This window comes from Rhodococcus wratislaviensis (genome assembly GCF_041228765.1).
GTDB classification, from domain to species: Bacteria; Actinomycetota; Actinomycetes; order Mycobacteriales; family Mycobacteriaceae; genus Rhodococcus_F; species Rhodococcus_F wratislaviensis.
The window spans coordinates 549,365-561,665 of record NZ_CP150489.1; the positions used below are offsets into that span (position 1 = coordinate 549,365).

The 12,301-nt window shown below is 62.8% G+C and carries 7 protein-coding genes and 2 pseudogenes; 7 read left to right on the plus strand and 2 right to left on the minus strand.

The window, feature by feature from the left end; all coding sequences use genetic code 11:
* Positions 1 to 354 precede the first annotated feature (354 nt).
* From WKC72_RS41320 to WKC72_RS41330, 3 genes are all read left to right on the plus strand, one after another.
* Positions 355 to 1,719 carry a flavin monoamine oxidase family protein gene (locus WKC72_RS41320; RefSeq protein WP_370185095.1) on the plus strand — a complete coding sequence of 455 codons (1,365 nt, stop codon included), beginning with the start codon at positions 355 to 357 and terminating at the stop codon, positions 1,717 to 1,719.
* Between the two features lie 150 nt (positions 1,720 to 1,869).
* A complete protein-coding gene (locus WKC72_RS41325) occupies positions 1,870 to 3,477 on the plus strand; it encodes an AMP-binding protein (RefSeq protein ID WP_370185096.1) in 1,608 nt (535 codons plus the stop codon).
* Positions 3,478 to 3,643: 166 nt separating this feature from the next.
* On the plus strand, positions 3,644 to 3,883 hold the full coding sequence (locus tag WKC72_RS41330) for a DUF3263 domain-containing protein (protein WP_370185098.1): 240 nt from the start codon (positions 3,644 to 3,646) through the stop codon (positions 3,881 to 3,883).
* 165 nt (positions 3,884 to 4,048) lie between these two features.
* Here the strand turns inward: WKC72_RS41330 and WKC72_RS41335 are convergent, their stop codons facing one another.
* Entirely contained in the window at positions 4,049 to 6,109 is a 2,061-nt protein-coding gene (locus WKC72_RS41335) for a LuxR C-terminal-related transcriptional regulator (protein WP_370185557.1), read from the minus strand.
* 218 nt (positions 6,110 to 6,327) lie between these two features.
* On the opposite strand from WKC72_RS41335, the gene WKC72_RS41340 reads away from it, so the two are divergent.
* Entirely contained in the window at positions 6,328 to 7,584 is a 1,257-nt protein-coding gene (locus WKC72_RS41340) for an IS256 family transposase (protein ID WP_370180023.1), read from the plus strand.
* Positions 7,585 to 7,658: 74 nt separating this feature from the next.
* Here WKC72_RS41340 and WKC72_RS41345 read toward each other — a convergent pair.
* Positions 7,659 to 8,792: pseudogene (locus WKC72_RS41345) on the minus strand (serine/threonine-protein kinase); the annotation flags it as partial.
* A gap of 257 nt (positions 8,793 to 9,049) precedes the next feature.
* Between WKC72_RS41345 and WKC72_RS41350 the strand changes: the two are divergent.
* From WKC72_RS41350 to WKC72_RS41360, 3 genes and pseudogenes are all read left to right on the plus strand, one after another.
* Positions 9,050 to 9,748, plus strand: a pseudogene (locus WKC72_RS41350) (IS6 family transposase).
* 488 nt (positions 9,749 to 10,236) lie between these two features.
* Positions 10,237 to 11,211, plus strand: coding sequence for a type IV toxin-antitoxin system AbiEi family antitoxin domain-containing protein (locus WKC72_RS41355; protein WP_370185100.1), 975 nt, complete (start codon positions 10,237 to 10,239; stop codon positions 11,209 to 11,211).
* The gene (locus WKC72_RS41360) at positions 11,208 to 12,152 is read left to right on the plus strand and encodes a nucleotidyl transferase AbiEii/AbiGii toxin family protein (protein WP_370185102.1); all 945 of its coding nucleotides are present in this window, start codon (positions 11,208 to 11,210) and stop codon (positions 12,150 to 12,152) included. Before WKC72_RS41355 ends, WKC72_RS41360 begins: the two co-directional genes overlap by 4 nt.
* The last annotated feature ends 149 nt before the right edge of the window (positions 12,153 to 12,301 follow it).

Here is a 12,301-nt window from a genome sequence, read left to right on the forward strand (position 1 = left end):
ATCGCCGCTCCGCCCGTGCCGGAGTTTGACCAGGTCTGCCTCGCCCTGCCGACGGATGCCTTTCCGGTATGGGCCACCTTGTCGATTGAATCTGCCGCCATCGGAAAGACTTGTTCGGGCATTGCGTTGCATCATGACAATATGAAGCGACCACGTCCGGTCTCGGAGCGCCTCCTACCGCGATCTCGCACGGAGAATTCTTCCCCGTAGGCGCTTATGCATTGACCAGCACAGATGTGGCCACCCCAAAATGATTACGAAGACGAACAAGCCGCTTGCAGTGCCGCCTTCCATCCCGTTCGGACATTGATCGGGATACACGGAATCGACAAAATGGCGTATAGGAGCAATAAGGTGAACTCACTCGCATCCGCAGATATCGCAGCAGAGGTTGCCATCGTCGGCGCAGGAATATCGGGATCCGCCGCGGCCTACGATTTGCTGCAGTGTGGCGTCGAAGACATCGTCGTCCTCGAGGCCTCCGACCAGCCCGGTGGCCGAGTCCGAAATATGAGCCTGGCCGGCGTAACCGTAGATGCCGGAGCTCAATTCGTCGGACCAACACAGACCGCACTGCGCGGGCTTCTCACCGCGTTCGACCTCCCCCTCGTCCCGATCAACCAAGAGGGACGTATCGTCTCACCCATCTCAACAGAGCATGACAACGCACTCGAACTGTTCGCCGATGCCCTCACCAAGGTCGGATCGTCCTTGGATCTCACTGCGCCGTGGACGCATCCAGACGCAAAGCAGCTCGACTCGATGACTGTCATCGAATGGGCCCGAAGGATCGGCATCACCGACCGAAAGACGCTCGACTACATCAGTGGTCGCGTCGAGAGCGCCATCACCGGCCCAGGCGAAGACGTATCAGCACTGTGGTATGCCTACTTCATCGAGGCTGCCGGAGGATGGCACGAACAGACCGGCGGTACCCTCGAATCTCGTGTCTCCGGGGGTACACAACAAATTCCACTGTGTGTCGGGGACATGCTCGAGGACCGACTGCGCCTGAACACTCCGGTCGTTCGCATCGAACAGAACGAACAGTATGTTCGCCTAGTCACGGCCGGAGGCACAAAAATCGTTGCCCGCCAGGCGATTCTCGCCTGCTCGCCACGAGAGATTGCGCGCATGCACATTGAACCTGCGCTTCCGCCCGCGCGAAGTGCACTCAACAGTCGGTGGTGCATGGGTGCTGGGATGAAGTTCGCCATCGCCTTCGAGGACCCCTTCTGGCGTGACCTCGGCTTCAATGGGCAAATCATCTCTGACTATTGCAGCCCAGTCGGAGCAGTCCTCGATAACGCCCCCGTCGACAGCTCAGGACCGGGAATACTCGTCGGCTTCGCTAGTCCGCGGCGACTCGAGAAGTTCCTTCCGGCGACACCCGAGCAGCGCGCTCGCGTAGTCGAAGCACACATCCATCACGCATTCGGCGTATCCGCGCCCAACGCCATCGACTACACCGAACACCTTTGGCGCAACGAACCGTGGGTATCGGGATGCATGTCGCCGAACCGCCCCGGGACGATTCTCGATTCCTGGCATTGCATCCGTAGGAGCGAAGGCCGGCTGCATTTCGCTGGCACCGAAACATCCGACGTATTCAATGGCTACATGGAGGGTGCTATCCGCGCTGCGTACCGCGCCACCAGCGAGGTCACCGATGCACTCGCCGCAGAACCGGACCTGTCGACGGTTGCTCTGCACTCCTAATACTTGTCATTGTGGGTGGTTCGGGACGCTCGACACCGCCTACGCCGGACACCCGCTGATCTTCGGCCCGCTAACCGAGCCCCGGTGTTTCAACGACACCAAAGCCTTCTGCACTTCTCCTTGCCGCCGCACAACTCGAAAGTTGCCACTGTGGTTATCCAGAGTCCCTTCCCTGACGTCGAAATTCCCGATGTGTCGGTGTATGACTATCTCTTCGGACGAGTCGACACCGACGATGCGGCTAAGCCGGCCCTCGTGGATGGTGAGACGAACTCGGTAACGACCTACCGAGAACTCATCGACCAGGTTAACGCAATCGCCGGTGCCCTGGCTTTTCGCGGCCTCAGATCCGGCGACGTAGTTGGCGTGCTGTCACCGAACACTCCCGCATTTGCGTCGGCGCTTCACGGCATTCTGCGCGCGGGCGGAACGGCGACGACGATCAACGCGCTCTACACGGCCGAGGACATCGCCACGCAGTTGCATGACTCAAACACGAAATTCCTGTTCACCACCACCGCGTTGCTCCCCCAAGCCCGTCAGGCAGCCGTATCGGCGGGTATCGCCGAAACGAACCTCGTCCTGCTCGACGATACCGCCGACGGGTCGGTCCTCTCGGTGCGGACCTTCCTTACCGAACAGCGGTCGGCGCCGGAAATCAGTATCGATCCCGCCACCCACCTTGCGGTCCTGCCCTACTCCTCAGGGACAACCGGTAGCCCCAAAGGGGTCATGCTCACCCACCGCAACCTCGTCGCGAACATCAGCCAACTACAACCCCTCGCGCGCATCGAACGCGACGACTCACTCCTCGCCGTGCTGCCGTTCTTCCACATCTACGGTCTTACCGTCCTACTCAACGCTGCATTGCATGCGCGCGCCACCATCGTCACGATGCCGAGATTCGACCTCTCGAAAGCGCTCGGGACGGTAGCGACCCACAAATGCACTTACCTGTTCGTTGCGCCGCCCATCGCACTCGCGCTCGCCAAAGAGCCGGTCGTGGATGAGTACGACCTGTCGAGCGTGCACACCGTATTCTCCGGCGCCGCATCACTAAGCGAGGACCTCGCACACAAAGTTGCCGACCGCCTGAAATGTCGGGTGCGCCAGGGCTACGGGATGAGCGAGTTGAGCCCAGTCAGCCACGCTATCCCCACCCACCCCTACGCCGACGACATCGCCCTCAGTTCGGTGGGTCTTCCCCTGCCGAACACAGAGAATAAGCTTGTCGATCCGAACACCGGTGCCGAGATCGATCAACCGGACATCGGAATCAGCGCTCCCGGCGAACTATGGGTCAGGGGTCCCAATGTCATGGTCGGATATCTTGCGAATCCCGATGCCACCGCCGAGACGGTCGACGCCGAGGGATTTCTCCACACCGGTGACCTCGCGACCGTCGACGCCGACGGCGTCATCACGATCGTCGACCGCCTCAAAGAACTCATCAAGTACAAGGGCTACCAGGTCCCGCCTGCCGAGCTCGAAGCGCTCCTGTTGCGGCACTCAATGATCGCCGATGCCGCCGTCATCGGGGTCCTCGACGAGAACGGTGAAGAAATACCGAAGGCGTTCGTCGTCAGGCACCCCAACACCGAACTGACTGAAGCAGACGTGCTCAACTTCGTCGACGCACGAGTCTCCCCCCACAAGCGAGTGCGTCGAGTCGAATTCATCGACGCGGTACCCAAATCAGCGGCCGGCAAAATCCTGCGAAACCAACTCCGGTCGGCTCCCGCATCAGCGGTCCGCTGAATCACTGGCTGGCCGTACACATGGTCAATGTCGTCAGATTCCGTATCCGCCGCCCCCGTACGTCGAACCCAGGAGACTGTCAGACAGTTGGATCCGTGCACGCCATTCGGGTACGTGGCTGGCCACCAGCGCGCTCGGCAGGTCGGAGTCTCCTTCAGGAGATGCCGTGACCAATGACCATCGAGCCATGCTTGAATTCGCCCGGATCTGGGCACCCTACGGCGGGGCCCATCCGGGCGACATTTTCGTCGGGTTCGGCATGAGCCCAGCGAAGTTCTACCACATCATTAGACGACTCCTCCAGACGGTGCACGTCCGATGGCAGGTGCCGGCGGACGAGCGGAGCCTTCTTGAGGAGATCGCCAGCCGAAACATCATCGATCACCATCCGAACAGACGTTTGTGAGTGCGTGCCTACGGAAGAGCATGCGGTGTCGAGCCTCGTGTCTCGTCGCGCCCTGGTTGTCTCGACAAACGACGGTGCATCCATCGTTGAAAATCTCGATCCGTTTCATCACGGCGGTTCTGGGTTTCGTTCTCGCCCACGCTTGCCGAACTGGCCAAAGCGTGACTACGACGATTGTCGCTCTTCTACAACCCAGGCAGCGACCTGTGCCCGCGAGGTAAATCCAAGTTTGGTGAGGATATGTTCGACATGTCCTTGCGCGGTGCGTTGGGCGATAACCAGCCGGGCGGCAATCGCCTTGTTGGTGAGGCCATCCGCGATCAGTTCCGCAACCTGCCGTTCTCGTTTCGTCAACGAGGCGGAACCTGAAGACGTCCGCTTCGGAGATTGATCGCCGAGTGCATAGGAGACAGCGGCATCGAGGTCCAGACTCCGACCGTGCCGCCAACCTTCTTCGAAAGCTTGGGCAGTGAGCATCTGGCGGGCGGACCGTTCGCATTTTTCGTGGTACTCAGGAAGGCTCGGAACGAACACCGACGGACTGCCGACCGCGCGGCCGAGCGCATCCGCGGCTCCCATCAGTGTACTGGCCCGCCGTGGATCATGGATCGCGGCCATCCATGCGAAGACTTCGATGCAATTCGCGCAACCGACCGGGTCGTCGACGAGCCGAGCAAGCCTCAATCCATCTTGGAGTAGGACGAACGCGTAGCTCTGAGCGCCCAGCTGCCACTGTGTAACGGCCATAGCCCACAGTGTGTAGGACCGATAGACGGATTCACCATGATCTTTTGTTATCGCGAGAACTTCCTCGTAACACTCCATCGCCCGGGTGGGTTCTGCGTCGAGCAGCTGATACGCCAACCCCAGAAACGCCAAGGACCCGATCCGCAGAGCGAGGTAGTTCTCTGCTTGTCCGAACACCGGCCGTGCCCGTTCCAGACCTGAAACCGCTCGTGTGAGATCGCCGTTGAACAACCCGACGACGCCGTCGGTATGGTCAACGATCGCATGCGCCAACGGATCAGTGATCTGCTCGGCGAGGATGCGTGCTTGCTCGAAAAGAACGGTAGCTCTCGCGTGATCCCCCTGTTGCGCGGTCATGATGCAGTCGGCGTAAAGCGCTCTGATAGTGGCGGTTGTCGGGTGCTCACCGCGCCGGGACAGGAACTCGTCAAGCCAGCGTCTGGCCTCACCGAGCTGACCGTGGGACCCCCAGAGCTGTAACAACGGGGTCGCGATCTGCAAACCGGATTCGGCATCGTTCTCAGAGAGGCAGAAGTCCATAGCGTCCCTGAGGTTTGGTTGGTCACTGCTCAGTCGCGCAATCCACTCGAGCTGACGAGGGCTGATGAACTCGTCCTCGGCGGTGCGGGTCAGTTGGCGGTACCAATCTCGGTGCCTCCGCCGCAACTCCTGGTAGTCGCCCTTCTCCCGCGCCTTTTCTCGTCCGTACGCGCGCAGAGTCTCTAGAAGTCTGAAACGTACTGTAAACCCGTGCTCTTCGCGAATCAGAATCGATTTGTCGACGAGGGAGGCCACTGAATCCAGCAGTTCGTTCGGCTGTGCATTCTGCCCGCACACGTGTTCTGCGGCATCCAGTTCAAAGCTTCCGGTGAACACCGACAGCCATTCCCATACCCGTTGCTCACGAGGGGTGCAGAGGCCGTAGCTCCAGTCGATGCACAATCGGAGCGTCTGCTGGCGAGAAGGCGCACCTCGGGTCCCACGGGTCAACAGCGCATAGCGGTCGGAGAGGCGCTGCAAGATCTGTTCCGGCGACATCGCGGGCAGCCGCGCCGCCGCCAATTCAATTGGCAATGGCAACCCGTCAAGCCGGTGACAGATCCGAGCCACCGCAGATTTGTTGGCATCGGTCAACTCGAACGTCGATACCGCGGCGGTAGCCCGCTGAGAGAACAGCGACACGGCATCGTAACGGGGCAAGCCGTCCAGCGATGGTTCCCGGTCGGGATCGGGGACGGTGAGTGGGGGAACACGCAACGTCACCTCGCCACTTACAGCAAGTGACTCGCGGCTTGTCGCGAGGATGCGCAGACCCGGGACCAGGCGCAACAGCGCTGTGGCAAGGTCCGCCACGGCGTCAACCACTTGCTCGCAATTGTCCAGTATCAGCAACAGTTGTCGCGAAGACAGGAAGTCCACCAGAATCTCGCGTAGCGACCGGTCAGTTTGGTCTCGCAAACCGAGTGTGGACACAACCACGTCGATCAATCGAGACGAGGTAACAACCTCATCGAGCTCGATGAGCCATACGCCGTCGGCGAAGTCTCGTTGGATACTGGGTAAGTCCCGCGGAGTGGTGGGAATTCGGTGAGGCAGCGTAGCCGCAGCTCGGGCGTGTCGTGGCCGAGTTATGGGTGGGCCATCGCGTAGTGATGAACGAGTTACCTACCACAGTGACTCGACCAAAGGACCACGCGATGACCCACGACCATTCTGCCCTGATCACCCAGCTCGATGCACTCAAGGGTGCCGATCCCGCGAGCGTGTTCGCCGAACTGATCCGCACCGGCCTGCAGGCGCTGATCGACGCCGAAGCCACCCAGGTACTCGGCGCCGGCCGCTACGAACGCACCGCCGAGCGCACCAACTACCGCAACGGCACCCGGCCCAAGACCGTCGCGACCACCAGCGGGGACGTCGAAGTCCAGATCCCCAAGCTGCGATCAGGGTCATTCTTCCCCAGCCTGCTCGAACGCCGGCGGCGCATCGATCAGGCCCTGTACGCGGTGATCATGGAGGCCTACGTCCACGGTGTCTCCACCCGCAACGTCGACGACCTCGTCGCTGCACTCGGCGTCGAGTCGGGGCTCTCGAAATCGCAGGTGTCACGAATCTGTGCCGGGTTGGACACCGAAATCGCCCGGTTCCGGGAGCGCACGCTGACCCACACGAGCTTTCCGTACATCTTCCTCGACGCGACGTACTGCAAGGTCCGGATCGGCGCGCACGTGGTCTCTCATGCCCTCGTGGTGGCCACCGGGGTCTCGATCGACGGCACCCGGGAAGTGCTCGGCACCGCGGTCGGAGACAGCGAATCGTTCGACTTCTGGCGCGAGTTCCTTGTCGGCCTGCGGGCACGGGGATTGTCGGGGGTGCATTTGGTGATCTCCGATGCGCATGCAGGTTTGAAAGCTGCTGTAGCCCAGCAGTTCACCGGCGCTTCCTGGCAGCGGTGCCGGGTTCATTTCATGCGCAACGTGGGATCGGTGGTCTCGTCGAAGCATGTGCCGCCGGTGATGGCGGCGATCAAGACGATCTTCGCGCACACCGAACCCGATGCTGTTGCCAAGCAATGGGACCAGGTTGCGGACACGTTGGCTGAGTCGTTTCCGAAGGTGGCGTCGATGATGCGCGAAGCGAAGGAGGATGTACTGGCGTTTCGAGGGTTTCCGAGGGCGCATTGGCAGAAGGTCTGGTCGAACAACCCGATCGAACGGCTCAACAAGGAAATCAAACGACGAGCCGATGTCGTCGAAATTTTCCCGAACCCGGCCGCATTCTTACGTCTGGCGACGGCGGTGGTGATCGAAGCGCACGACGAGTGGCAAGTCACCCGCCGGTACGTCTCCGACGTCAGCATGGACGAACTCAAAGTGGTCATCGCTGCCAAACAACGCGCCGCAACCGCCGAGACACCGGCACAATCGTTGACACCAGAACTCGAACCCGCATAACCTACAACACGACTCGTTGATCACGAACCAGATGGTTCACCGATCCGAACTACACCATTCCGTGGGACGCTATCTTGGATACTCGCCGCAATCCGCAGTGCAAGACGTGTTTTCCCGACTCCTCCGATTCCGACGAGGGTCAGCAGATGTGAAGATGCGAGTAGTTTCTTCGCTTCGGTGATTTCGTGTCTGCGACCAACGAAGCTGGACAGTTCCTGGGGTAGGTTCCCCTTCACTCGACGGGGTGGGCTCGCGGGTACCTCCATATTCGACAGTGTCTGTGAGTCACTCGTGGGTGTGTTGTGCGATGGATGGGCCGCCATGTCGTCGACGACGACACCCCGCCGACGTAGTATGCCGCGGAGAACCTCACCGAATGCGAAGGCAGTGGGTGGCCTTTCCTCAGGGCGACCTGACATTGCCTGCTCGATCACTTCAGCCAGATCGTCTGCGATACCGTGATCTCGAAGATCCGGTGCTGGCTCGTTGGTGATACGGATGAATTGGGCGACCAACTGTTCGCCACTACGACGTTCAAACGCCGCGTGGCCGGTAACTGCGCAGAACAGGGTGGCTGCGAGTCCGTAGATGTCAGAGGCAGGGCTTGGCGTAGCGCCGCCGAGAACCTCGGGCGCCGTGAACGCAGGTGAACCCGTGACGATGCCCGTCGCGGTCTCGAATCCGCCCCTGATACGCGCGATCCCGAAATCTGTGAGCGCCGGCTCACCGTAGTCGCTCAAGAGGACGTTCGCGGGCTTGACATCGCGGTGGACAATGCCCAGGTGGTGGGCGGCCTCCAATGCGCCAGCCAGCTTCACCCCGAGCCGAAGCGCTTCGCTTATGCCGAGAGGACCATGCCTTCGAATAGCTTCGTCCATGGAGCCCTGCGGATAGTACGGCATCACGATGTAGGATGCGCCGCTGTCGGTGACGCCGACCTGGAGCACGTTGACGATGTTCGGGTGTCCGGTAAGGCGGCCCATCGCACGCTGTTCGCGGACGAATCGCTCCCGCTTCTCCTGCGCAGTATCACTGGTGAGCACCTTCACTGCGACAGTCCTGTCGAGAGAGGTTTGCGTGCACCGGTACACGACACCGAAGCCGCCGCGCCCGATCTCCCGGGCCTCGTCGAACCCGGCAGCTCTCAGCTCCGAGGTGACGGACGGGCTGACCTCACGATGGGTCTCAAACGGATCGGCATCGGCCATCGTCAGGCCATTCGGTCTGCGAGGAATTCGACGAAGTCAGCATATTTACCTCTCGGCGACGTGTTCCCAGGATATCGCTGTCGTTTTTCAGGCGGTACTGGCAGTGCGCTGTCTTTCGGTGCACGGTGTGTTCGTCTTCCCGTTGCCCCGATGCAAGGTGAAGCACCCTCCGCCCCTGGTTATGCAGCGTGCCGCGGGCGGCACTGTCACGTTGGCGAGTTTGGCGAACTGGGAGGATCAGTGGCGTGACCACAGCAATGCCGTCGTACAAGGGCCACCGCTACCCGGTGGAGATCATCAACCACTGCGTGTGGTTGTACTTCCGGTTCCCGCTGAGCTTCCGTGAAGTCGAGGAGATGATGCTCGAACGCGGTGTTCTGGTCAGCTACGAGACGCTCCGGCGGTGGTGTGCCAAGTTCGGGCAGGCCTACGCCAACCAGCTGCGCCGACGGCGGACGCGGCCCGGTGACAAGTAGCACCTCGACGAGGTCTTCATCCGCATAAACGGCACCCAGCACTACCTGTGGCGCGCGGTCGACCAGCACGGCAACGTGCTCGATGTGCTGCTCCAGTCGCACCGAAACGGCAACGCCGCCAAACGATTCTTCCGTAAGCTTCTCGTGGGCTTGCAATATGTGCCGCGGGTGATCGTTACGGTCAAGCTGACCAGCTACAGCGTGGCCCTCCGCGAGTCGCTGGCCTCGGTTGAGCATCGCCGATCCAAGTACTTGAAAAACCGGGCCGAGAATTCCCATCAGCCGACCCGACAGCGGGAGCGGGCGATGAAACAGTTCACCTCAACCGGGCACGCGCAACGCTTCCTCTCGGCTTTCTCGGGCATTTCACCGCATTTCCGGCCCCGCCGGCACCGACTGACCGCGCCCGAGTGGCGCACCGAGATGGCCGACCGATTCGCGGTCTGGCGGGAAGTCACCGCGACCGGGGTTTCCTCCTGAAACGTGAACAACCCCAACGGTGTTATATCGCCACGCGCTCCAAACCAATGGCGGCGCTATTCCTTTCAACTAACGTGACAGTGCCCTTCCGTGGGCGGCGGGTTTCGTTGTTCGCCGGCGCCCGCGCGCACCGCCCGCGTTCACAGACGGCGCTCGCTCCGCTGGTGCGGTGACAACTGGCCTGGCGACGAATTCTGTGACGAACGGCCGTCCCCGGAGTGTCGATGATGATCACACCTGACGCCGGGCAACCGCACCGAACGGCGGGGTGGCGGAGGGGGTGGGCATGTTCGTCCTGGTTCGTCACGTGCACGCGGGGGAGAAGAGGGGCTGGCACGGTCCCGATGCGGACCGTCCGCTGAGCATCCTCGGGTACTGGCAGGCCCGCGGCCTGGTCGCCGCGCTGGACGGCATCGTCGTCAACATAGATTGGCACGATAGTTACATAAGGTGCCCTGAATATTCGGTGAAGTGTGTATTATTGTGTCATGCGATCGGATAGTCGTGCTGCTCAGGTGGTGGCGCTGGCTGCTGAGCAGGGGGGTGTGGTGACCAGCCGGCAGGCGCGTGCGGTGACGTCGGTGTCGGTGCAGCAGCTCAAGCGGATGGTCGATTCAGGGGTGCTCGAGCGGCTGCATCATGGGCTGTACCGGCTGGGACGGATGCCGGAGGATGTGCATCTGGAGGAGCGGGTGGCGTGGCTGGCGCTGGACCCGGATGTGGTGGTGTGGGAGCGGCTGGATCAGCCGGTCCCGACCGGGGTGCTCTCGCATCGCACCGCCGCCGCCCTGCTGGGGCTGGGGGATCTGGACGCCGATGTGGTGGAGCTGACCGCGACCCGGCGGATCCGGCTGTCGCTGCCCGGGGTGATCGTGCACCGGGGTGTGCTGTCGCGGGAGGATTGGCAGCTCGTCGACGGGCTGCCGGTGACGACCCCGGTCCGCGCCATCGGTGATCTGGCCGCCGCCGGTACCGATGCCGGGCATCTGGCGTCGGTGGTCCGCGACGCCCTCACCCGAGGCATGGTCACGGTGGCGGAGGTGGTGGCGGTGCTGGCCCCGCATGCCTTCGACTACGGTCACCGGGCGCTGGATGGGCAGGGTTTCCTGGAGGTGCTGATCGCGCAGGCGGGGGTGCCGGCCACCATGCTGGCGGTCGCGGACCTGGTCCGCACGAACACTGCCGCCGCCGCTTCCACCCTCGCTTCGGTGGCCGCGTCGGAGGCCGGGCAGCTGGACGTCGCCGCCCTGATGAAGGCGATGACCGAGTCACCGCAGGCGCGGGACGCGCTGCTGCGGTCGCTCTCCGTTGCGATCGGGCAATCCGCCGCCGGCCATATCAGCTCCGGCGCCGGGGCGGCCGCTCCCGCCCGCCGGGTCGCGGAGGACACCAGCACGACCGGATCCGATCGGACGGCACGGCCGGGCCGCTCGGCTCGGCCGGCGAAGACGGCCGACCGGTGAGCCCGCTGCCGCGGTCCCCGCAGGCAGTGCGGGCGAGCATCACCGACCGCCTCAACCGGTACGCCCACGATCACGGCCAGAACATCGCCCTGGTGCGCCGCCGATTCGTCATCGCCCGCTTCCTCACCCGCGTCTTCGATGCCGACCCGGACGGGTGGATCCTCAAGGGCGGCATCGGAATGATGGTGCGCCTGCCGCAGGCCCGCTACAGCAAGGACATCGACCTCCTCGCCGCCACCGACCTCGCGGACTCGGTCGACGAGCTGCGCCGAGCGGTCCGCGACCACCACCTCGACCACTTCCGCTTCGAGGTCGGCCCGGCCACCGAGCTCAGCCACGACAAGGGGGTCACGGTCACCGTCACCGCCTCCCTCGGCGGCAAAAAGTACGACAGCTTCTCCCTCGATGTGGTCGGCAGCCGCCGCACCCTCGTCGGAGAGATCGAACGCCGCCCGATCCCGCGGCTGGTCGACACCGACGACTTCCCACCCGAGACCAGCGTCCCGCTGTATCCGCTGGCGGATCAGATCGCGGACAAGATCTGCGCACTCTACGAGGTGCACGGTGCGGCCGGGGCGGCGTCGGGACGGTTCCGTGATCTGGTGGATCTGCTGCTGATCAGCATGTTCCTGCCCATCGATCTCACCTCCACCGTCGACGCGGTCGAGCGGGAGCGGCGGGTGCGCGGCCTGCCCTCGCTGCCGGTCACGTTGGTGAGCCCGGGCCCGGCGTGGGCGACGCAGTGGGCCAAGACCGCCCGCAACTCTCCGTTGACCGCAGACCTGTACGACCTGGACGTGGCGCTGGCCGCGGCGGGCCGCTGCTACGACCGCATCCTGGGTGCGCTTCCCACTGCCCGGGAGCCGGCGGTGTGGAGTCATGAACGCAGCGCCTGGGAGACACCAGAGCACGAGGTCGTCAGAGTCGCAGGTTCTGTATGAAGCCAGAGCCCGGATAACCGTGAATGCCGAGAGTTCACCTAGGCAAGGGCCATTCATGCGAACGGTGAATGCGTAGAGGGACGACGTTGCACTGATTGACGAGGGCAAATCCGACTCGATGATTGTGTCGGATTGGGTTGCTCCGTCGC

What these genes read in the sequence shown, in the direction of transcription:
- WKC72_RS41340 (WP_370180023.1), top strand. Translation starts at nt 6,328, where the DNA reads ATGACCCACGACCATTCTGCCCTGATCACCCAGCTCGATGCACTCAAG.
- WKC72_RS41355 (WP_370185100.1), top strand. Translation starts at nt 10,237, where the DNA reads ATGCGATCGGATAGTCGTGCTGCTCAGGTGGTGGCGCTGGCTGCTGAG.